At 40.4% G+C, this 21,007-nt stretch carries 27 protein-coding genes; 13 read left to right on the plus strand and 14 right to left on the minus strand.

The genetic code is table 11. The features are described 5' to 3' along the window. The first annotated feature begins 38 nt into the window (after positions 1-38). The 8 genes from UNSWCS_RS06770 (at position 39) to UNSWCS_RS06805 (ending at position 5,382) form a co-directional block, all read left to right on the plus strand. A complete protein-coding gene (locus UNSWCS_RS06770; RefSeq protein ID WP_002941786.1) occupies positions 39-281 on the plus strand; it encodes an HP0268 family nuclease in 243 nt (80 codons plus the stop codon). After that, entirely contained in the window at positions 281-1,582 is a 1,302-nt protein-coding gene (gene miaB / locus UNSWCS_RS06775; protein ID WP_021087930.1) for a tRNA (N6-isopentenyl adenosine(37)-C2)-methylthiotransferase MiaB, read from the plus strand. Before UNSWCS_RS06770 ends, miaB begins: the two co-directional genes overlap by 1 nt. Then, complete coding sequence (locus tag UNSWCS_RS06780; RefSeq protein ID WP_021087895.1) at positions 1,563-2,342, plus strand: lysophospholipid acyltransferase family protein; 780 nt, start codon at positions 1,563-1,565, stop codon at positions 2,340-2,342. Before miaB ends, UNSWCS_RS06780 begins: the two co-directional genes overlap by 20 nt. Next, the gene (locus UNSWCS_RS06785; protein WP_021087944.1) at positions 2,332-2,778 is read left to right on the plus strand and encodes a hypothetical protein; all 447 of its coding nucleotides are present in this window, start codon (positions 2,332-2,334) and stop codon (positions 2,776-2,778) included. Before UNSWCS_RS06780 ends, UNSWCS_RS06785 begins: the two co-directional genes overlap by 11 nt. Positions 2,779-2,838: 60 nt before the next feature. Further along, the gene (locus UNSWCS_RS06790) at positions 2,839-3,843 is read left to right on the plus strand and encodes a hypothetical protein (RefSeq protein ID WP_021087947.1); all 1,005 of its coding nucleotides are present in this window, start codon (positions 2,839-2,841) and stop codon (positions 3,841-3,843) included. Then, the gene (locus tag UNSWCS_RS06795) at positions 3,840-4,361 is read left to right on the plus strand and encodes a hypothetical protein (protein ID WP_021087911.1); all 522 of its coding nucleotides are present in this window, start codon (positions 3,840-3,842) and stop codon (positions 4,359-4,361) included. The genes UNSWCS_RS06790 and UNSWCS_RS06795 overlap by 4 nt, the downstream gene beginning before the upstream one ends. Next, positions 4,354-4,890, plus strand: a complete 537-nt coding sequence (locus UNSWCS_RS06800) for a hypothetical protein (protein ID WP_002942078.1) — start codon at positions 4,354-4,356, stop codon at positions 4,888-4,890. Before UNSWCS_RS06795 ends, UNSWCS_RS06800 begins: the two co-directional genes overlap by 8 nt. A gap of 177 nt (positions 4,891-5,067) precedes the next feature. Further along, complete coding sequence (locus tag UNSWCS_RS06805; RefSeq protein WP_021087913.1) at positions 5,068-5,382, plus strand: winged helix-turn-helix domain-containing protein; 315 nt, start codon at positions 5,068-5,070, stop codon at positions 5,380-5,382. A 44-nt stretch (positions 5,383-5,426) separates the two neighbouring features. On the opposite strand, the gene UNSWCS_RS06810 is transcribed toward UNSWCS_RS06805, so the two are convergent. Genes UNSWCS_RS06810 through UNSWCS_RS06825 form a run of 4 tightly spaced genes read right to left on the minus strand, consistent with a single transcriptional unit; the run spans position 5,427 to position 8,387 of the window. Then, positions 5,427-6,050: a tetratricopeptide repeat protein gene (locus UNSWCS_RS06810; RefSeq protein ID WP_021087896.1), complete on the minus strand. Its 624-nt coding sequence runs from the start codon at positions 6,048-6,050 to the stop codon at positions 5,427-5,429. 12 nt (positions 6,051-6,062) lie between these two features. Further along, the gene (locus tag UNSWCS_RS06815; protein WP_021087929.1) at positions 6,063-6,722 is read right to left on the minus strand and encodes a tetratricopeptide repeat protein; all 660 of its coding nucleotides are present in this window, start codon (positions 6,720-6,722) and stop codon (positions 6,063-6,065) included. A gap of 10 nt (positions 6,723-6,732) precedes the next feature. After that, a complete protein-coding gene (locus tag UNSWCS_RS06820; RefSeq protein ID WP_021087907.1) occupies positions 6,733-8,073 on the minus strand; it encodes a dihydrolipoyl dehydrogenase family protein in 1,341 nt (446 codons plus the stop codon). Next, on the minus strand, positions 8,070-8,387 hold the full coding sequence (locus UNSWCS_RS06825; protein ID WP_002941809.1) for a hypothetical protein: 318 nt from the start codon (positions 8,385-8,387) through the stop codon (positions 8,070-8,072). The genes UNSWCS_RS06820 and UNSWCS_RS06825 overlap by 4 nt, the downstream gene beginning before the upstream one ends. A gap of 77 nt (positions 8,388-8,464) precedes the next feature. Between UNSWCS_RS06825 and UNSWCS_RS06835 the strand changes: the two genes are divergently transcribed. Next, positions 8,465-9,016 carry a tetratricopeptide repeat protein gene (locus UNSWCS_RS06835; RefSeq protein ID WP_021087954.1) on the plus strand — a complete coding sequence of 184 codons (552 nt, stop codon included), beginning with the start codon at positions 8,465-8,467 and terminating at the stop codon, positions 9,014-9,016. A gap of 21 nt (positions 9,017-9,037) precedes the next feature. Here the strand turns inward: UNSWCS_RS06835 and prfB are convergent, their stop codons facing one another. Next, a complete protein-coding gene (gene prfB, locus UNSWCS_RS06840) occupies positions 9,038-10,138 on the minus strand; it encodes a peptide chain release factor 2 (protein ID WP_021087952.1) in 1,101 nt (366 codons plus the stop codon). A 120-nt stretch (positions 10,139-10,258) separates the two neighbouring features. On the opposite strand from prfB, the gene panC reads away from it, so the two are divergent. Genes panC through tilS form a run of 3 tightly spaced genes read left to right on the plus strand, consistent with a single transcriptional unit; the run spans position 10,259 to position 13,382 of the window. Then, the gene (gene panC / locus UNSWCS_RS06845; RefSeq protein WP_021087941.1) at positions 10,259-11,080 is read left to right on the plus strand and encodes a pantoate--beta-alanine ligase; all 822 of its coding nucleotides are present in this window, start codon (positions 10,259-10,261) and stop codon (positions 11,078-11,080) included. A 2-nt stretch (positions 11,081-11,082) separates the two neighbouring features. Continuing rightward, positions 11,083-12,393, plus strand: a complete 1,311-nt coding sequence (gene rimO / locus UNSWCS_RS06850; protein WP_021087899.1) for a 30S ribosomal protein S12 methylthiotransferase RimO — start codon at positions 11,083-11,085, stop codon at positions 12,391-12,393. Continuing rightward, a complete protein-coding gene (gene tilS, locus UNSWCS_RS06855) occupies positions 12,390-13,382 on the plus strand; it encodes a tRNA lysidine(34) synthetase TilS (protein ID WP_021087894.1) in 993 nt (330 codons plus the stop codon). The genes rimO and tilS overlap by 4 nt, the downstream gene beginning before the upstream one ends. A 391-nt stretch (positions 13,383-13,773) precedes the next feature. Here the strand turns inward: tilS and UNSWCS_RS12665 are convergent, their stop codons facing one another. The 6 genes from UNSWCS_RS12665 to gmhB form a co-directional block, all read right to left on the minus strand. Beyond that, positions 13,774-13,896, minus strand: a complete 123-nt coding sequence (locus UNSWCS_RS12665) for a hypothetical protein (protein WP_021087948.1) — start codon at positions 13,894-13,896, stop codon at positions 13,774-13,776. 510 nt (positions 13,897-14,406) lie between these two features. Then, positions 14,407-14,802, minus strand: coding sequence for an SseB family protein (locus UNSWCS_RS06860; RefSeq protein WP_021087951.1), 396 nt, complete (start codon positions 14,800-14,802; stop codon positions 14,407-14,409). A 1-nt stretch (position 14,803) separates the two neighbouring features. Then, entirely contained in the window at positions 14,804-15,373 is a 570-nt protein-coding gene (gene gmhA, locus UNSWCS_RS06865; RefSeq protein WP_021087888.1) for a D-sedoheptulose 7-phosphate isomerase, read from the minus strand. After that, the gene (rfaE1, locus tag UNSWCS_RS06870; RefSeq protein WP_021087928.1) at positions 15,348-16,766 is read right to left on the minus strand and encodes a D-glycero-beta-D-manno-heptose-7-phosphate kinase; all 1,419 of its coding nucleotides are present in this window, start codon (positions 16,764-16,766) and stop codon (positions 15,348-15,350) included. The genes gmhA and rfaE1 overlap by 26 nt, the downstream gene beginning before the upstream one ends. Beyond that, the gene (gene rfaD, locus UNSWCS_RS06875) at positions 16,759-17,748 is read right to left on the minus strand and encodes an ADP-glyceromanno-heptose 6-epimerase (RefSeq protein ID WP_021087915.1); all 990 of its coding nucleotides are present in this window, start codon (positions 17,746-17,748) and stop codon (positions 16,759-16,761) included. The genes rfaE1 and rfaD overlap by 8 nt, the downstream gene beginning before the upstream one ends. After that, positions 17,745-18,260: a D-glycero-beta-D-manno-heptose 1,7-bisphosphate 7-phosphatase gene (gmhB, locus tag UNSWCS_RS06880; RefSeq protein WP_021087943.1), complete on the minus strand. Its 516-nt coding sequence runs from the start codon at positions 18,258-18,260 to the stop codon at positions 17,745-17,747. The genes rfaD and gmhB overlap by 4 nt, the downstream gene beginning before the upstream one ends. Before the next feature lie 92 nt (positions 18,261-18,352). Here gmhB and UNSWCS_RS06885 point away from each other — a divergent pair, with 92 nt between their 5' ends. Further along, entirely contained in the window at positions 18,353-18,655 is a 303-nt protein-coding gene (locus UNSWCS_RS06885; RefSeq protein WP_009294052.1) for a c-type cytochrome, read from the plus strand. A 24-nt stretch (positions 18,656-18,679) separates the two neighbouring features. Here the strand turns inward: UNSWCS_RS06885 and UNSWCS_RS12525 are convergent, their stop codons facing one another. From UNSWCS_RS12525 to cysK, 3 genes are read right to left on the minus strand one after another with little or no spacing between them, the layout of a single operon-like run. Further along, a complete protein-coding gene (locus UNSWCS_RS12525; RefSeq protein WP_021087917.1) occupies positions 18,680-19,465 on the minus strand; it encodes a hypothetical protein in 786 nt (261 codons plus the stop codon). Between the two features lie 31 nt (positions 19,466-19,496). Next, positions 19,497-20,048 (minus strand): serine O-acetyltransferase EpsC, encoded by a 552-nt coding sequence (gene epsC / locus UNSWCS_RS11840; protein WP_002941946.1) that lies wholly within the window; start codon positions 20,046-20,048, stop codon positions 19,497-19,499. Positions 20,049-20,051: 3 nt separating this feature from the next. Further along, positions 20,052-20,957 (minus strand): cysteine synthase A, encoded by a 906-nt coding sequence (cysK, locus tag UNSWCS_RS11845; RefSeq protein ID WP_021087886.1) that lies wholly within the window; start codon positions 20,955-20,957, stop codon positions 20,052-20,054. Between the last annotated feature and the right edge of the window lie 50 nt (positions 20,958-21,007).

Here is a 21,007-nt window from a genome sequence, read left to right on the forward strand (position 1 = left end):
TTGACCGATTAAAATTTAAGATTTTGAAAGGATTAAAAATGGAGCTAAAACTTGCAAGAGCCGAATTAGACGCAAAACCAAAAACGATTTCACTAGAAAAGATAGAAGCAGCTGTCGAAAAAGAGGGTCAGAAAATTTTCTATTTTGATAAAGAAAACACGCACAAACAACTAATCGCCTTAGTCGAGCACTTTGAAGAAAAAGGGCTAAGCGTTTATCACAGAACCGTGAAATACGGACTTGATGATAGCGATTATATGTATGAAGTGCATATACTTTAATGAGTAAAAAACTCTTTATCCAAACTCTAGGTTGTGCTATGAATGTTCGTGATAGCGAGCATATCATAGCCGAGCTCTCACAAAAAGAAGACTACTCCTTAACACAAAACATCGAAGAAGCTGATTTAATCCTTATAAATACCTGCTCGGTTCGTGAAAAGCCAGTTCATAAGCTCTTTAGCGAGGTCGGAGCCTTTGAAAAAGCTAAAAAAAGAGGCGCAAAAATAGGCGTTTGCGGCTGCACTGCAAGCCATTTGGGTAGTGAAATTTTCAAGCGCGCACCTTATGTTGATTTTGTCCTTGGTGCAAGAAATGTTAGCAAGATCACAAAGGCTGTAAATACGCCTAAATTTATCTCAACCGATATCAACCACGACGAGAGCGAATACGCATTTGGCGAATTTAGAGGCTCGCCATATAAAAGCCACATCAACATCTCGATCGGCTGCGATAAAAAATGCACCTACTGCATCGTCCCACACACCAGAGGCGATGAAATTTCTATCCCTTCAAGCCTCATCCTAAAAGAGGTAGAAAAGGCGGCAAAAAGCGGCGCAAAAGAGATATTTTTACTAGGGCAAAATGTCAATAATTACGGCAAAAGATTTTCAGGCGTGCAAGAAAATATCGATTTTAGCGATCTGCTAGTAAAGATAAGCGAGATAGAGGGCGTTGAGAGGATAAGATTTACAAGCCCTCACCCACTTCATATGGATGATAAATTTCTTGAAATTTTCACAAATAACCCAAAAATTTGCAAGTCTATGCACATGCCACTTCAAAGCGGAAACACAAAAGTTTTGCGTGAAATGAAGCGTGGATACACAAAAGAGTGGTTTTTAGACCGCGCGCTAAGACTTAGAAAGATGTGTCCAGACGTGAGCATCTCAACTGATATCATCGTCGCATTTCCGGGCGAGAGCGAAAGCGAATTTGAAGATACGATGGACGTGCTTGAGCAAGTTAGATTTGAGCAAATTTTTAGCTTTAAGTATTCGCCTCGTCCGCTTACAAAGGCAGCTACTTTTACAAATCAAATAGATGATAAAACCGCTTCAGAAAGGCTAACTCGCCTGCAAAATCGTCACAGCGAAATTTTAGACGAGATCGTGGCGGCGCAAAAAGATAAAATTTTTGATGTATATTTTGAAGAGCTAAGAGCAAATGGCGGCGTTGCTGGGCGAAGTTTTAACAACTTTTTAGTTCAAGTTGATGGCAGCGAAGAGCTTCTTGGCACTACGCAAAAAGTAAAGATCACAAACCCAAAACGAATGGTTTTGTATGGTGAGCTGCAAATTTAAAAACACCCTTGAAAAGCTCGCCATGAGTGTTGGCGTCTTTTTCATCTACATTTTGATGTGGCTCATTTTTCTAACCTGCAAAAAGAGCTACACTCCAAATTTCTTACCACAAAATGGCTGCGTCGTCGTCTTTTGGCACGGCAGGCTTAGCTTTATGAGCTTTGCTTATAGACGCTGGTGGAGCAGCCAAAACAGAAAACAAGGCAAGGCGATAATAAGCGACCACAAAGATGGTGAGCTCATCACCAGAATAATCAAATTTTTTGGCATCGGCACCATTAGAGGCAGCAGCTCAAAAGGCGGCGCAAGGGCGCTTATAGAAGCCCTAAGAGAGATAAAGCAAGGCCACGACGTCATCATCACACCAGATGGCCCACGCGGACCAAGACACAGCGTCGCAGACGGAGCTGCAGTGATCGCACAAAAGTCATCTTGCGAAATTTACGCTCTAAATTTCGAAGCAAACTCGTTTTGGGAATTTAAAAGCTGGGATAAAATGATACTTCCAAAGCCATTTTCAACTATAAATTTTAGCCTCTCAGCACCTTTTAGCGTGGCAAATTTAGAGCCAAAAGAGGCAAAAGAGAAGATACAAAACGAGCTTTGGCAAGCCTCACAAAATGACGGTGGCAAGAGCGTGCTGCAAAACAAAGAGGACTTTAGGTCAAATTTAAAAATTTGGTGGAAAAAATATGCACATAAAAACCCGCAAATAAGCGATGAGATAAGAGAAATTTTGGACGAAATTTATGAAAAATAAAATTTCTATCTTTATAGCCATTTTTATAATAGCCTTGTTTGGGCTCTTTTTTTACAGCGACAACTCCTACAAGCTCGCTCTTGAAGCGAAATTTTACTACGAGAGCAAAGAGTATGAAAAGGCTATAAATTTAAGCCAAAAAGCTCTTGATCTTGACGCCTACAACAAAATGGCCGCCACCACGCTTAATCAAAGCAAGGCGGCGATAAAATTTAACTCATACATAAAAAATGGCAAAGAGTATCTTGAGCGCATCAAAAAAATGAGCCAAAATGGCGTCAGTAAGGCTGATAATGAGCGCATCAAAATGATGTGTGATGTGATGATAGAGGATTTTGAAAATTTAAGAAATTCTGCTTTGCTTGATGATGGCCTAAAAAGCGAAGCGCTAAGCACAAAAGAGGTTTTTGTTAAGCTCAAAAATGAGCTGTTTTAAACTTATTTAATCCCTTTTTAGCTAACATACCAAAAATAATGCACTAAATTTAGGAGAGTTATGTCTTTTAGCATCAAAAAGCTTTTTTCAAACCTTTTCTTAAGCGTCGTGATCGAGGGCAACGAGTGCATTTTCTACGGTCAGGTCTTTAGAAATGGCAAGCTTATAAAAACCACAAATGCTAAATTTACAGACATAAGCATCGATAGTGTCGATGAAAAAGTTTTAAAATACATAGAAGAGCAAGAAAAGGCCTATTTTGGCGTCTATGTTTCGCTCTTTTTTAACGACGACTCACAAGGTGCGCTGCCTACTGCTAACTTTGACGAGTACAAGAAATTTAACATCAACACACAAAATTTAACCAACCTTGTGATGCAAGATAGCTGGAGCATATATGCAAATTTAAATGCCATAAGAAGATATAAAAACCTCTTTGGGCAAGGTAGTGTCGATCTTATCTACTCGCCTATCGCCCTGCTCTTTCACGAGCTTTTAAAGCGTGGAATTTCGCCAAAAACCACGCTATATCTCTACATCCACTCGCACTCTTTTGCGCTTGCGATATTTAAAGACAAGCAGATGAAGCTCTCTACATTTTTAAATATGAGCGACGCTGAAGAGGGCAACGAAGAGATAGAAAGCCTAAAAGAAGAGGACATAACAGACATAGATAACCTTATCGTAAAAGAAGAAGATGGCGCAACGGCGCTTGATGATTTTAAAAGCTTGGATGATTTTTTAAGCGATGATAAACCAAAAGAATTTGAAGATCTAAACTACGAGCTAAACATGCCAGCTTCGTCCAATGTCGAGAAGTCAGTGGCGATCTTTGGGCGCGATATGAAGATGTTTGACTACATCGCAAAGGCTATGAAAGAATTTTATGAAAATCAGATCTACAGCGGAGATTTTATCGAGCAGATCATCGTTTTTGAAAACACAAAGACAAGCGCGACCTTTTTACAATACCTGCAGTCTGAGCTATTTGTGGAGACATCAAGCTATCCGATCAACACAAATCACATCATGAACGAGATCATGCAAGAAGAGATAACACTATGAAATTTAGCTTCATCACTCCAGAACCAAGACCGCTTCTATCTATTTTTAGTAAGCTCTGGCTAAGCCTTATCGGCTTTGTCTTTGTGGTGCTTTTGGTGGCAAATTTCTTCATAGTTTATAAAAACTACTCAACCAAAAAAAATATAGAATTTCTAGCAAACGAGCAAAAAGAGATTAGCCAAAAGATAGTCACCACGGATGAAATTTCAGCCAAACTTGCCGTGCAGATAGACTCAGCAAACGACATCTTTACATCAAATTCTATCCTAAAGCAAAGCTTGCACAACCTTTTTGACCTTGTGCCTGATAGCATCACGCTTGAAGAGGTCTTTATGGATAAAAATTCACTCATCATCCGTGGCATAACGCCAACAAAGGATGTCTTTAACCAGCTCTTAGCCTCGCCGCTAAGGTCGATTTTCACCACGTCAAACACTAGCTTTTATCAGAGCAAAAACGGCTGGTACGGCTTTATAAGCACAAATAAGATTGATAATTCTGAGGGATATAATGAGTAAAAAAGATACGAGCTTAGAAAAAATCGACCCAGTAAAGCTTTTACTTTTTATATTTGCTTTTATCATAGTTTGCTTCATTATGATATTTGGCTTTATCGTGCCAAATATAAAAGAATTTAAAAGCCTCTCAAGACAAAACTACTCGCAAACCTCATCATACACGAAGGTAAAAAATGAATTTGAAGCCAAATTTAAAGCACTTGAAGCGACAAGACAAAAAGACGGCGCTATCATCTTGGCTTATGATACAGCTTTTGATAAGGATAAATTTATAAATTTCGCATCGCAATTTTTTAGCGAAGTGAGCCTTAGCAAGATAGAAGAAGGTGAAAATAACGCAACTGAGAAGTTCTTTAGATACCGCCTAAATGTCACTAGCTCGCTTAAAACCCCGCAAAAATTTTATGACTTTTTAGATGCGCTTAGCAGCTACGATAGCATCATAAAAGCCGAATTTCCTATCGTCATGAAAGGCGAAAACGACAAGATCCACACAACCTTTAACATAAAAGTTTTTGGGTTAAAGTAACCAAATTTAATAAATTTCTTCGCATCAAATTTAAAACTGCACCGCTTCTTAGCAAATACTTGGATATAAAAAAGCTAGAGCCATCTCTGCTAAGGTGCCAAACAAGCTCTTACACGCAGATGCTGGCACACAAAGCGAGGTTATAAACTATGTAAAGAGCTTCAAACCACGATCATAATGGCGACAAAAGATATTTTTGAAAGCATGATCAAATTTAAAGAAATTTACGAATACGATATGAAGAGCAAGCAGCTTTTCAAAAATGGTGAAGAGGTGCAGATGCCAAAAAATGAGGCAAAACTCTTCTTTTTGCTCGTGAGTAATATAGAAAAAGTGGTGAGTTACGAAGTGATAGAAAACTATGTCTGGAGCGAAAAATCGATGAGCAACGAAGCGCTTAGAATGACTATCAAAAAGATAAGAGCAAAAACTGACGCCGACCTCATCAAAAACATCTCAGGCGTGGGATATAGACTTAGCGGAGCAAATTAAATTTAACTTTGTGTAGCTTTTATAAATTTAAGCTACACAAATTTTTACTTTTTATCCACGCATTTGCCAAGTTGGCAGGCTCTTTTGTAAAGTGCATCTGCCTTTGTTTCATCACCGCTTAGCTTTGCAAGCAAGAAGCACGACTGAGCATACTCAAGCTCACAGCTCTTTGCCAAAAGCTTTAAAACCCTAGCCTCAGCCTTGTTTCTATCTATCTTATGAGTTTTTAAATTTTCGCTTTCGATGTAGGATTTTAGACCCATAGCCTCGTTGTAGCAGCCAACGCCGTCGCCACTGTCGCAAGCTAGTTTATAAAGCTTTAGAGCCTTTTCGATATCTTTTTGCTCATCAACTAGCCCTTGCTCATAAATTTGACCTAAATTTGAGCACGCCGTTGCAAGCCCAGAGTTGCACGCCTTTTCGTAGTAGCCTTTTGCCTTTACGAAGTCCCTTTCGTTACTAAAATTTACAGCTAGGTTGTTGCAGTCGATGCTATTTCCGTTCTCGCAGTTTTGCACCATCTTCTCTTTTTCAAGCTCAAGACGCTCCGCCCTAACCTCCTCATCACTTTGCCAAAAGCCAAAGCTCACCATCTTTTGCCACGACCAGCAGCCACTTAGCATAAAGCTAGCAGCTACGATAAGCCCAAAATTTAAAACTTTTTTCACTTATTTTCCTACTCACATGCCAAGCTTTGCGCCAAGTCTTTTCATCTGTGGGCATGCCTTGTTTAGACCACGAAAGCAAGCGACTTTATAAATCCCATAAGCTCTCTTTTCGTCCTTGTTCATACCAAGACCTAGCTCATACATCGCGCCGATATTTGCGCAGCTTGGCAGATCCCCAGCGTTGCAAGCGTTTGTGTAGGCTTCCATCGCTAAATAGTAGTCTTGTTTTACGATCTCGCCCTTGCGGTAGGCGTTGCCTAGGTGGTAGCAAGCTTGCACACCGCCACTGTTGCAGCTATCTTTGTAAATTTCGACCGCTTTTTTTGGATCTTTTTTCACGCCAAGGCCGTTTTCATAGAGCATGCCAAGGTTTGAGCAAGCAAGCTGCACCTTCGCATCGCAAGCCTTTTTGTAGTTTGCGTAGGCATTGTCATACTCTTTCATAAGCTCAAAATTTACGCCCAAGTCGTTGCACGCTTCAGCATCGCCGCTTTCGCACTTTGGTGTTAAAAGATCGATAGCATTTTTAGAAATTTGCTCTTTGTTTTGCACCACCTTTTCGTCCTTTGGCTGTTGCCATGAGTCATCTTGCTTTGGCGTCTCTCCAATGCCAATCACGTTTAAGCAGCCTGTGAAAAATAGAGCAGTTAAAAGTAGTAGATATTTTTTCATTTTTGTCCTTTTAGTATTGTCCAAACAAGTCATTTAGGGCTTCGCTGATGCTTGGATGAGTGAAAATTTGGTTTTTAAAGAAATTTGCATCTGCTTTTAAATTCATAGCGATCGCGATCTCATTTATGATCTCATTTGCGTAGATGCAGTGAAAGCTAGCCCCCAAAATTTCGCCGCTGCTTGCTTCAACGATCGCTTTTAGCATGCCCACATCGTGATTTAGCACCTTTGCTCCTGGCACTGCTGCCATGCTAAGCTTTAGTTCTTTGAAATTTAGCCCAAGCTTGCTAGCTTCTTTTGCATTTACGCCAACTCTTGCTAGCGGAGTGTCGGTAAATAGCACGTTTGCATGGATGCTTCTGTTTTGTGTGGTGCGCTTTTTATCGCCAAAAATTTGCGAGAAAACTATCCTAAAATCATCCAAACTAGTGTAGGTAAAAAGCTCTCCGCCGCGCACATCGCCAACTGCGTAGATGTTTGACACATTTGTTTGAAGGCGCTCATTTGTCTTTATAAAGCCTTTTTCATTTAGCTCAACACCAGCTGCTTTTAAATTTAGATCATCTAAATTTGCCACTCTACCAAGCGCTACTAAGAACGCATCTGCCTTAATGAGCCTATCTTCACCGTCTTGTTTGAAATTTAACGCATTATCTTTTAGGCTCTCTATCTCGCAGCCCTCTAAAATTTCGACGCCTTGCACGTTTAACGCATCTTTTACGCTTTTAGCGATATCTTCATCTTCGTTTTTTAGCAGTTTTGAGCGTCCAACGATGGTCACTTTTGAGCCAAAATTTGCAAACATCGATGCAAACTCTATGCCGATAAATCCGCTACCAACGATGACAAGATGCTTTGGCATAGTTTTTAGATCGAGCAAGGTTTTACTTGAAAAGACGTTTGAGTTTGTTATCTCAAATGGCGCATACGCCTCTTTTGAGCCAGTATTTATGATGATAAACTCGCCTTCAACGACTTTTTGCTCGCCACTTGAGGTTGTAACTAGGACGCTATTTTTATCTTTAAACGAGCCAACGCCATCGATCACGTCGATATTTTCTTTATCATTTAGCATCGCATAGTTTTTAGAATTTAAAGCTGAGATTAGCTTATTTTTGTTTTCGATGCTAAGCGTGTAATACTCGTTTTCAACGCTATTGTCTGCATATATCGCCTCTTTTGCAGCTGTGATTAGACGTTTTGTCGGTATGCAGCCCACGTTTATGCAAGTGCCTCCATACATCTTCGGCGATCTCTCGATTAGCGCGACTTTTTTGCCAAGCGCAGCAGCCTTTACAGCTAGCGTCTTGCCAGCCTTACCAAATCCAATAATAACTATGTCATATTTCATTTAATTTTTCCCATTATGTAGTATGTAGTTTCGTTTATCTTTTTGATATCCATTTTGTATTTATTTGCCCAGCTTTTGATGATCTCATCAACACGCTCTTTTATCTCTTTGACGGTTGCAACGTTTTTTATCTTTAGCCTATCCTCACTCCCGCTCATCGCTACAAAGCAAAGGTGCGGCTTTAGATGATCGTTTAGCTCGATCACACTCTTTGGCAAAAGGCCGTCAGTGTTATTTAAAATTCTACGCATATGCTCAGTGGTCGTTTCATCTATGTTGTAGCCAAGCTGTGTCAAAAGTGCGTTATGATCCATATCGTTCCTTTTTGCTTAAATTTGCGATCATTATAAGATAAAATTCGATAAAATCGCCTAAATTTTCAAGGACAAATATGAAAAAATTTATCATTTTTCTATTTAGCATTTTGCTATTTTGGGGCTGTTCAGCAGAGCAAATTTCGCAAAATTTAGGTCTTAGCGAGCCACCACTTGATCCTGAAGTAGAGCAGATAGCAGACGCCATCTATCTATATAATGAAGGCAACTACCCAAAAGCTTGCAAGAGATTTTATGACTACGCAAAAGATGGCAACGTCCTAGCCATGCAGCAAACTGGCGTTTGTTTTCGTGACGGCAAAGGCTTTAGCAAGGATATCTTAAGGGCACTTTTTTGGTTTGAGACAGCTGGCAGATACGGCAACATAGACGGACTAAGAAGCGCTGGATATATCTACGAGTACGGCCTTGGGGTCAATAAAAATTTAGAAAAAGCGATATATTTTTATGAAAAAGCAACTAGCCTTGGCTCAAGCGAGGCTAGCTATGATCTAGGGCTTATCTACCTAGGCAAAAATGACTATAAAAAAGCTAGAATTTATCTTGATGAGGCTTGCTACCATGGCAAAGAAGAAGCTTGCACGAAGCTAAAAGAGATGAAATTTTAGCTCTCATCTCTTTAAAATTTACTACACCTCAGCCTTTTGAGCGATCAAAACGCCCTCTATCATCTTTTTGATATCACCATCAAGTATCGCGTCAGTTTGTGAAAATGCCTCGCCGCTGCGGTTGTCTTTTACTTGCTGATACGGGAAAAGCACATATGATCTTATCTGATGACCCCAGCCGATCTCGCTCTTTTCGACGCTGTTGCTCGCCTCTTGCTGCTTCATCAGCTCAAGCTCGTAAAGACGCGACTTTAGCATCTTCATCGCTGTGGCTCTGTTTTTGTGCTGGCTGCGGTCGTTTTGGCACTGCACGACGATGCCAGTTGGTATATGCGTGATGCGGATGGCTGACTCGGTCTTATTTACGTGCTGACCGCCTGCTCCACTAGCCCTATAAGTGTCTATCTTTAGATCTTTCTCTTCGATCTCGATCTCTATATCATCATCTACTTCAGGGCTTACCATAACACTAGAAAAGCTCGTGTGGCGGCGTCCTGCGCTATCAAATGGGCTTGTGCGAACGAGCCTGTGGATGCCATTTTCTGCTTTGAAATATCCATAAGCATTTTCGCCTTTTACGATAAAGCTCACATCCTTTAGTCCCGCCTCTTCGCCCTCTTGAAAGTCTAAAGTCTCAACCTTAAAGCCCTCACGCTCGCAAAATCTAAGATACATCCTATAAAGCATGCTCGCCCAGTCATTACTCTCAGTGCCGCCAGCTCCAGGGTGTATCGATACGATCGCGTTTTTGCCGTCATCCTCGCCACTTAAAAGCATAGAAATTTCTAAATTTACTATCTTTTCATCTAAATTTTTAGCATCTTCAAAGAGAGAATTTATAGTCTCCTCGTCATTTTCAGAATTTGCTAGCTCAAAAAGCTCCTTTGCGTCGCTAACTGCTTGATGAGCATCACTAAATTTAGCAAGCATATTTGAAATTTTTGTCTTTTCTTTATTTAGCGCCCCAGCTTTAGCGATATCTTGCCAAAAGTCAGGGTCTTGCTCGGTCGCCTCAATCTCTTTTAGCCTAGCCTTTATCTCGTCAGGCTTTACGATAGAGCCTATGTTTTCAACTTTTGTTTGTAGCTTCTTTAAAAGCTCGTTGTATTCGTAACTATCCAAGTTTTTCTCCATAAATTTTTGCCGATTTTAGCCAAAAGTTGCTTACATTTTTAAATTTACGCCCTTTTAATCCTTTTTTGTTACAATGCCAAGTTAAAATTTAGATAAAAAGAGTCAAATATGCAGATCATAAGAACTATAAAAGAGCTTGAAAATTTTGTCCAAAATGCAAGTGGTAAGATCGGTTTTGTGCCGACAATGGGCGCACTTCACGACGGACACGTTAGCCTCATCAAAAAATGTGTGAGCCAAAATGAGACAAGCATCGTCTCAACTTTTGTAAATCCAACTCAATTTCTACCAGGCGAGGATCTGGACAAATACCCAAGAAAAGAGCAAAGCGACATCCAAATTTGCGAGCAAAACGGCGTTAGCGCTATCTTTATACCAGATGCTAACGAGCTTTACTTTGAAGATGAGCCGCTCATCGTCGCTCCAAAGAAGCTTTCGACCATCTTAGAGGGCAAAACTAGACCTGGTCACTTTGATGGCGTCTTAAGAGTGCTAAACAAGCTATTTCGCCTAACTCGTGCAAATAGCGTCTATATGGGCAAAAAAGACACCCAACAGCTCATCATCGTGCAAAATATGATAAAGACATTTTTCTTAAACATCGAGCTGGTAGCTTGCGATATCGTTAGAGAGCCAGACGGCCTAGCACTTTCAAGCAGAAACATCTACATCTGCGACGAAGATAAGTGCAACGCGCTAAGGCTTTCAAGATCACTAAATAAAGCGCTAAATTTGATCCAAAACGGCGAAGAAGACGCAAGCGAGATCAAGGCAAATATGCTAGAAGTTTTAGAGCCTTTAAAGGTTGATTACGTCGCGGTTACGGATAGAAATTTAAATGAAATTTCAAAGGTAGAAAAAGGCAATACAATAATCTTAGTAGCCGCCTATGTTGGCAAAACTAGGCTAATAGACAACATCTGGATCTAAAAATGCCAAAACTTCATCTTATCTCGCTTGGTTGTAATAAAAATTTAGTTGATTCAGAGATCATGCTAGGGCGCTTGCAAAACTACGATATCACGGACGATATCAGCGACGCCGACGTCATCATCGTAAATACCTGCGGCTTTATCAAATCCGCCAAAGAAGAGAGCATCCAAACCATACTTGAGATGCACGAAGCTCGTAAAAATGGCTCTTTGCTGGTAGTGACTGGCTGTCTTATGCAACGCTACAAAGATGAACTTATAAAAGAGCTACCAGAGGTCGATCTCTTTACTGGCGTGGCGGATTATGACAAGATCGACGAGATCATCTTGAAAAAGCAAAATTTATTTAGTCCGCAGACTTATCTGCAAGCAAACGAAGAGCGTGTGATAACTGGCTCAAACTACCACGCCTACATCAAAATTTCAGAGGGCTGTAACCAAAAATGCAGCTTTTGCGCGATACCGACATTTAAGGGCAAGCTAAAATCACGCTCGCTTGAAAACATCGTAAATGAAGTTAAAAATTTAGTCAAAAAAAGCTACTACGACTTTAGCTTTTTATCCCAAGACTCAAGCTCATATATGCGCGATCATGGCGTTAGCGACGGGCTAATAAATTTAATAGACGAGATAGAAAAGATAGAAGGCGTAAGGAGTGCTAGGATACTTTATCTTTACCCAAGCACGACCAGCAAGGAGCTCATTTCGCGCATCATCGCTTCGCCTATCTTTCACAACTACTTTGACATGCCTATCCAGCACATCAGCGAAAATATGCTAAAGATAATGAAGCGCGGAAGTGGCGCTAAAAAGATAAAAGAGCTTTTAAATTTGATGAGAAATGCCGAGAATTCGTTTTTACGAACTGGCGTCATCGTGGGACATCCAGGCGAGAGCGAGGAGGATTTTGAGGAGCTTTGCGAGTTTTTAGAAGAGTTTAAATTTGATAGAATTTCCGCCTTTGCCTACTCAAAAGAAGAAGACACAGCCTCTTTTGAAATGGAGCAAATCCCAGCTAAGATCATCTCAAAAAGGCTAAGCAAGATAGAAAAGATCACCAAAAAAGCGATAAATGAGAGCTTGCAAAAAGAGCTTGGCAAGCAAATTTACGCATCGCTTGAGGGCATTAGCAGCGAGGGCGAGATGTTTTACGCTGCCAAAAAAGATATCTGGGACAAAGATATAGACGGCGAAATTTTGATCAATGAAAGCGACGTAAAAGAGCTTGAGATCGGCTCGCTCTACCTTTGCGAGGTTAGTGATGTGGTTGATCAAAAACTAGTCGCCACCATCGTCAAAAAAGCAAAATGATAAGCCAAAATGTACTTGATAGGCTAAGCTTGGGCGCAAACCTGCTTGCCTTCTCGCACGGCATCGATAGCACCGCACTTTTTTACATTTTGCAAGAGGCTGGGGTTAAATTTGATCTAGCCATAGTCGATCACAACGCCAGAGAGCAGAGTAAATTTGAAGTTGAAAGCGCCAAAGAGCTTGCCAGCAAATTTGACAAAAAAATCTACATAAAAAGCGTAAATTTAGGTAAGTCAAATTTTGAAAAAAATGCGCGTGAGGCGAGGTATGAGTTTTTTGGAGAAATTTGCCAAAAATATGGCTATGAAAATTTGATCCTAGCTCATCAGTTTGATGATAAATTTGAGTGGTTTTTGATGCAGCTTGGCAAGGGCGCTGGACTAAAAGAGCTCTTTGGTATGAGCGAGCTTGAGAGGAGAGGGCACTTTTGGCTAGTTAGACCGCTTTTAAATTCACGCAAAAAAGAGCTTCAAAACTACCTTGACGAGCGAGGTTTGCGCTATTTTGTCGATGAGACAAATTTAGATGGCAAGCTTAAAAGAAGCTTTGTGAGACTAAATTTTAGTGAGCCGTTTTTAAACGAGTATTTTAGCGGCGTGAAAAGAAGCTTTGAGTTTTTGGAGGCTGATAGGCAAAACCTGCTGCCAAATATCACAAAGATAGATGATGAAATTTTCATTATAAAAAATGATAGTAACGTGGTTCGGGGCGTCGATATGGCGGCAAAAGAGCTAAATGTGCTTTTAAGCAAGGCTCAAAAAGATGAGCTAAGTGCAAATTTAGCAAAGCAAACAAGCGTGGTGCTAAGTGGCAAGATCGCCGTTGGCTACGCTGATGAATTTGTTTTGGTGACGCCATTTTACAAAGCCGTAATGCCAAAAATATTTAAAGAAAAGGCTAGAATTTTAAAGCTCCCAGCGATAAATAGGGGCTATTTATTTACAAAGAGCATTCAAATAGAAAATCTTTCTAAATTTTTTAGCAAATAGAGCATTTTGGGCTATAAATTTGATCTGCTAAAGGCTAGTTTAAAACTAAATTTTGTTCCAACTTTCAAGCTAGAGCATCAATTAGGATTTAGAAAAAAACTGCAAATTTGGTTTTGGATATTTTTCTCAAACATAAACTACTTTTGCATTTAAATTTATAGTAAAAGGCAATAAATTTGACCCACAAAAGAGCAAATTTAAAGTTTATAGTGCTTAAAACTACAAATTTAATCTGATGAGTAAAAATTTAAAGCCTTAAGTAGCAAATTTACTCAGGTTTTCAGGTAAATGCCCGCTTCAACCTTGGCAAATGTGGCACTAAACCTGCAAATTTTCTATACCAAAAGTCAAATTTAAAGCATCATTGAATAAATTTAACTTCATAGCTGTTTTAAAACAGCCCAAAAACTATCTGTGATATAAATTTCTCAAGTAAAAACTCTAAATTTATCCACATATCTTTGTTGCAGGATAGCTGCCCGATCTTTAGCCTCAAATTTAAAATTCTTAGCACTCTTGCAGCTTTGAAATCGCGTATAGAAATTCGGCTTAACAATATTCATATTACTTGTAAGCCATTAAAATGTAAATTCTATATATGAAACTAAGTTTCATAAACAAGATAATGAATTTTGTAGCTCATTAAATTTAAGTTCAGTTGTAAAATTTAGTCTTAGCTTATGTGGTTATCAATCTCTCTAGCAAAAACTAAATTTGCGCATCGCTAGAATGCCAAAATATAAATTTGATCTTTCAATACAAAATTTGAAATTTTCAGCCAATAAGCATTTAAAAATTAATAAATTTTGTGGTTCATTAAATTTAAACTCTCATGCAAAATTTAGTCTCAACTCGCCTCTAATATCAAATTTAATAAACGCGTCCAAAAAGCCAAATTTATAAATCAGCGCCGATCGCAGCAAAAGCCAGCTCGTAAATTTTAAACAAGCCAGCAGTCTAAATTTACCTCATCAAAGCCGTTTGCATAAAATAATGCGTAAAATTTTATAAATTTTATTACGCACTAGTCGAGGATTTTCTCTATCAGCTCTCTTTTTAGCACAAAGTCATAGCTAAAAGCATCCACTACGACGCCAGCATAACTGCTCTCTTTTAGCATCGCAAGATACTCTTTTAGCCCTATCTCTATGCTTTCTTGCTCGCTGTCGTTTCGCCAAAGCTTCATCGACTTTTTGCTAGTAAATGCCGGAAAATAGCTAAGCTTTTCGCTTTCATCTTCAAGGAGGATAAATTTAATATTTGAGCCCTCTTCTTCATAAACTACGCCACCATCAGGCTTTGCAAGCGCTTGGTTTAAAAGCACCGGAGCAAAAAAAGTGGCCTTTTTTAAAGCCGATATCAAATTTATCTCATTTTGCTGGCAAGGATCACTTAAAAATTTATCCATCGCTTCTTGCATTTTAGCCCCTAAAAGCCTCATCTACGGCCTGGCAGATCGTGTGTATAAAAAATATGTGCGACTCTTGAATTCTTGCAGTATCGCTTGAGCCAACGACTAAATTTAGATCGCAACCTTCATTCATCGCGCCGCCACCTTTACCACTAAGTCCAAGCACTGATACGCCCATTTTCTTGGCACTTTTTATAGCTTCAAGGATATTTTTGCTGTTGCCACTCGTTGAGATCGCTACGAGCAAGTCGCCAGAGCGAGCTAAGGCCTCAAACTGGCGTGAGAAAACATAGTCAAAGCCGTAGTCGTTACCAATGGCCGTAAGTACCGAAGTATCAGTAGTTAGCGCGATGCCAGGGAGCGCTTGACGCTCGCTTTTATATCTGCCAGTTAGCTCGGCTGCAAAGTGCTGAGCGTCCGCCGCAGAGCCGCCGTTACCGCATATTAGCACCTTTTTGCCATTTTTTAGCGTATCAGCCACCATCTGGCAAGCACGCTCCAAGCTACCTATCAAATTTACATGCTCGTTAAAGGTCTTTTGGTGAGCCTCGAGCTCATTTTTTATCATCGTTTTTAGCATCTTTTATCCTTTTTATTATCCCTGTTGTGCTTTTGCCCTCGACAAAGTCAATCAGCCTGACCTCTTTTACTATCTCGCTGCCAACGACCTCTTTGCCCTTGTAGTCAGCCCCTTTTACAAGCACGTCAGGCTTTATCTTTGTTATTAAATTTAATGGCGTATCCTCATCAAATATCACGACATAATCTACAAATCCAAGCCCACTTAGCACGCAGGCTCTATCATCTTGCGAGTTTATAGGTCTAGCCTCGCCTTTTAGTCTCTTAACTGAAGTATCCGAGTTTAGCCCGACAACCAAAAGATCGCCAAGCTCCCTTGCGCGCGCTAGGTATTTTACGTGTCCAGCGTGCAAGATATCAAAGCAGCCATTTGTGAAAACGACCTTTTTCTTGCCCTTTTGGCTCAAAATTTCCTCTAACTCCTCGACGCTTTTAAGCTTGTGCTCGAAATTTGCCCCAAATGAGCTATTCAGCAGCTGTTCGATCTCGCTAAAGCTAGCCGTTGCGCTACCTATCTTTGCCACGACGACGGCTGCTGCGAGGTTTGCTATCTTTATCGCCTCTTTTATATCAGCCCCGTTTGCCAGCATATAGCCAAGTGTGGCAAGCACCGTATCTCCAGCGCCAGTGACGTCAAAGACCTCTTTTGCTTTTGCAGCAAAGATATGCAATTTGTCATCATATAGCGCGATGCCCTCTTCTGAGATCGTGATGATCGAATAGGTCAAATTTAGCTCGTCTTTTAACTGTTTTATCGCCTTTTCAAGCTCGGCCTTGTCTTTTATCTTTAAATTTGTAGCCTCGCTCGCCTCTTTTTTATTTGGCGTTAGAAGGGTTGCATTTTTATACTTTGAGTAGTCGCTGCCTTTTGGGTCTATGAGAACTGGTATTTTTAGCCTCACGCACTCGTTTATGATCTCTTGGCAGACCTTCTCGCTAAGCACGCCCTTGCCGTAGTCACTTAGCAAGACAGCCTTGAAATTTGCAAGATTTTCTTTGACCTTTAAGATGAGCTCGTCTTCTAAATTTATCTTAACAACGCTCTCTTTATCGATCCTGACAACTTGCTGATGAGATGCCATGATGCGGCTTTTTATCGAGCTTTCGCGCCCTTTTTCGGTGAGGATCAGCTCATCTTTTACATTTAGCTCAGCAAGCTTCTCTTTTATCTTTTTGCCGGCCTCATCATCTCCTAAGACGCTAGCCACGCTCACGTTTGCGCCAAGAGAGAGTAAATTTCTCACCACGTTACCAGCGCCACCAAGCGTGTAGGTTTCGTTATTTATCTTTACGACCTGCACAGGCGCTTCAGGCGAGATGCGCTCGCAACTGCCCCAGATATAGTGGTCCAGCATGAGATCACCGACGACTAAAATTTTAACTCTCTTAGCCATTTAGCTCTTCCTTATAAATTCTCTTTATCTCTGGCAAGTAGTCTTTTATCGCCTCTTCTAAGCTCCAAGTAGCGCTAAAGCCAAATGCCTCGCGAGCTGGGGCTACGTCGGCCTCTGTGTGAAACTGATAAGAGCCGATAAATGGGTTTTTTATATATTCGTTGCCTAAATTTACGCCGATCTCGCGTTGCAAGATGTCAGCGATATCTTGAAAGCTTCTAGCCTTGCCAGTAGCTGCGTTATAGACGCCACTTGGCGCATCAAGCGCTTTTATGTTTGCCTCAATGATATCTTTTACATAGACAAAGTCGCGTTTGATCTGGTCGCTGCCCTCAAAGAGCCTTGGTGTCTTGCCAGCTAAAATTTGAAGTCCAAACTGAAGCACCATCGAGGCGGTTTTATTTTTGAAAAACTCGCCCTTGCCAAAGACGTTAAAATACCTCAGTCCAACCACGCTTACGCCGCGCTTTGCGTAAATTTTATTGATATTATCCATGCTTAGCTTGCTAAAGCCGTAAACATTATTTGGCGCTTCGCACTCACCAACGGTTTGTGGGCTCTTTGCGTTGCCATAAGTCGCCCCTGAGCTAGCGTAGATCATCTTTGCGCCCAAACTCTCGCAGATGTCAAGCAAATTTACAAAGGCATTTACATTTGTTTTTATTAGCTCGTCTTGCTCTTTTACGGTCGTGTCTGAGATCGCTGCTTCGTGGTAGATGACGTCTGGACGAAAGTTTTTTATCTTCTCAAGCGTGCTAGGGTCGTTGATATCGCCAGCGTAAATTTCACCCTTAAAGCCAAGTAAATTTTTAAAATGGCCAAAGCTTTTTAAGTTGCCGTTGCTAAATGTCTCGTCGTTTCTAAATTTATCCACGACAAGCACGTGAGCGTCTTTATAGTTTTCATCAAAATAGTGCGCCAAGGCTGAGCCGATAAAGCCAGCGCCGCCAGTTATAACCATCTTTTTCCCGTTTAAATTCATAGTGATTTTTCCTTTTTTAGCTTATTTAAAACATCTCTTACATCTTTGAAATTTATGCCATCAAGCAAGAAATTTTTGCCCACACCAGCTCTTTTGCCAGCCTCGACGTCGCTTGACTTATCGCCTATCATTAGCGAGTTTTCAAGGTCTATGTCAAACTCTTTGCAAGCATCAAGTATCATTTTTGGATTTGGTTTTCTGCAGGTGCATTTTTGCTCTGGAGCGTGCGGGCAAAAATAGACTTTGGTGATAAAAATCTGCTCTTTTTTAAAGCTTTCAAGCATAAATTTGTTTAGAGCGTCAAACTGCTCCTGCGTGTAGTAGCCCCTGCCGATGCCTGATTGATTTGTCACGACAAAGAGCTTGTAGCCAGCCTTAGCAAATTCTCTTAGCGCATCAAAAATGCCATCAATAAATTTAAAGTCTTTGATCTCGCAAACATATCCAGCGTCTTCATTTATGACGCCGTCTCGGTCTAAAAAAAGTGCTTTGTTGGCTGTTTCTTTTATCATTTGGTGATTATAGCCAAAATATTTTAACCCGCCCCTTGCAAATTTACATTTTTGTATTATAATGCCGGCACGTTTTTTAAAAAGGATGACAAATGAAAAAACTACTAATCGTTTCAAGTGTTGCAGCACTACTTTCAACTGCTGCTTTCGCTGCAGATGGCGCTACTATCTATAAAAAATGCGTTGCCTGTCATGGCGCTAAAGCTGAAAAAGTTTTCAACAACAAAGTTCCAGCTTTAACATCACTTGATGCAGCAGCTATCGAAGCAGCTCTAAAAGGCTACAAAACAGGAGCAAATAAATTTGGTCTTGGTGCTATGATGAAACCTATCGCTACTCCAATGAGCGATGAAGATGCAAAAGCAGTAGCTGAATACATCCAAACTTTAAAATAATCACAGGGGCGCTCGCCCCTTTTTCTACAAATTTAAACTCACACCAAATTTCAAAAGCTCTTTTGGCAGATAGTCATCTAAATTACCAATCTTGTCGTTATCTATCTCTATTAAATTTAGACCATATTTTTTATAAAGCTCTATCTTTTGCTCTTTTCTTTTTATATACGCCTCATCATCTTCTAAGCCCCAAAATTCTATATAGATCTTGCCTTTTGGTATATAAAAGTCACAATAGACATCTTCTTTTATCGGCACTCTTTTTTCATAAGCCATGCCTTCAGCAAAAAGCCAGTTTGCTATAACTAGCTCTGCCCTACTTCTTACATAGTGACCGTCGTTTGTTCGGTATTCAGCTTTAAATTTCTCTCTAAAGTCTTCTTTTTGTTCTTCTTTGGCCGTTTTTGCGGTATTTTTCATTATCTCATCTACGAAATTTTCGTTATAAACTATCCTCTCATTCCACCTAACGCTAGCCCTACCCATGTAGTAGTTTTGCATGCCGCCATAGTATCTGCCAGCATCTGTCACGTTGTAGCCGTTGTCACATTTTTTTATGAAGCCTAAATTTAATAAAACCTCATTTACATCTTTTGCGTTTTTGCCAAATTTCTTTGCTATCTCTTTTGCGCTAAACATATCAGCTATATTTCTTTGGTTAAATTTTACGTAAGATTTTTGATGCAGTTTTCGTCTTATAAATTTCGCCATTAAATTTATCAAAATGACAAATATTATAATAGGCAGCACAAAGCTAAAAAACGCTGGCAACATTATGGATAGTAAATTTGCTGTATCAAAAATTTGCATTTTTATGGTGCAGTGAGGGTAAATTTAAATTTTAAATGATAAATTCTGGCTCAAATTTTGTCCCATTTACCCTGACAACTCTTGCAGGTATGCCAACGACAGTTGCGTTTGCTGGGACGTTTTTTAGCACAACTGAGTTCGCACCGATCTTAGCATTTTCGCCGATCGTTATAGCCCCAAGTATCTTTGAGCCAGCGGCGATAGTCACGCCATTTTTAACGGTCGGATGGCGCTTGCCACACTCTTTGCCAGTGCCGCCAAGTGTCACTTGATGATACATCATCACATCATCACCGACCTCAGCCGTCTCGCCGATAACCACGCCCATGCCGTGATCTATGAAAAATCTCCTACCAATCTTTGCTCCTGGGTGGATCTCGATGCCTGTTAGAAATCTTGCTATTTGCGAGATGAGTCTAGCTAGAAAAAACCATTTTTTCTCATATAAAAAATGAGAAATTTTGTGAAATAAAACCGCATGGATGCCAGGAGTGTTTATAAGTATCGCCAAAAAGCAACAACTATGCACCGATGGGTCTTTTTCACGGACGGTTTGGACTAGCTCTTTTAGACTCTCCCACATATTTTACGCTCCGTAAAGCTCTGTACTTAGGTATCTCTCGCCGTTATCTGGAGCTATGAAAAGCACTTTTTTGCCAGCGCCAAGTCTTTTAGCCACTCTTTTTGCAGCCACGTAAGAAGCGCCGCCACTTATGCCTATCATCAAGCCATCGCTCTTTGCGATCGCTCTAGCTGCGTTTAGTGCGTCATCGTTGCTTACTTTTTCTACTTCGCTAACTAGGCTCATATCCATTGTATTTGGTAAAAATCCAGCTCCGATGCCTTGAATTTTATGTGGTCCTGGGTTACCGCCACTTAAAACTGGTGATGCCTCAGGCTCTACTGCGATAATCTTAGTGTCATAGCCTTTTTCTTTTAGAACCTTTGCCACGCCGCTTATCGTGCCGCCTGTGCCAACGCCTGCTACAAAGGCATCAAGCTTGCTAAAATCAGCCACGATCTCAGCAGCTGTTGTTAGCTCGTGAGCTTGTGGGTTATACTTGTTTTCAAACTGGCTTAGCATTACGTGATTTGGCTGAGAAGCTAGCTCAGTAGCTCTTGCGATCGCTGCTTTCATACCGCCAGCTGCAGGAGTTAGCTCAAGATGAGCGCCATATGCAGCAACGATCTTGCGTCTTTCGATACTCATGCTCTCAGGCATGCAAAGGATCACTTTAAAGCCAAGCGCAGCACCACACATAGCTACGCCGATACCTGTATTTCCGCTTGTTGGCTCAACAATAGTGTCGCCATGTTTTAGCGTGCCATCAGCTAGCATTTTTGTGATCATATTAAATGCGATCCTATCTTTTACAGAGCCGCCTGGATTAAAAAACTCTAATTTTACGTAAATTTCAGCCTCGTCAGCACCTGTTTTAACCTTTACGATAGGTGTATTACCGATCGTTTTTACGATGTTATCGTAGATCATCACTCCTCCTAAAATAAATTTCTCGTAAATTTAGCATAGAATTTAAAATA

Source organism: Campylobacter concisus UNSWCS, from assembly GCF_000466685.1.
Classification (GTDB): domain Bacteria; phylum Campylobacterota; class Campylobacteria; order Campylobacterales; family Campylobacteraceae; genus Campylobacter_A; species Campylobacter_A concisus_A.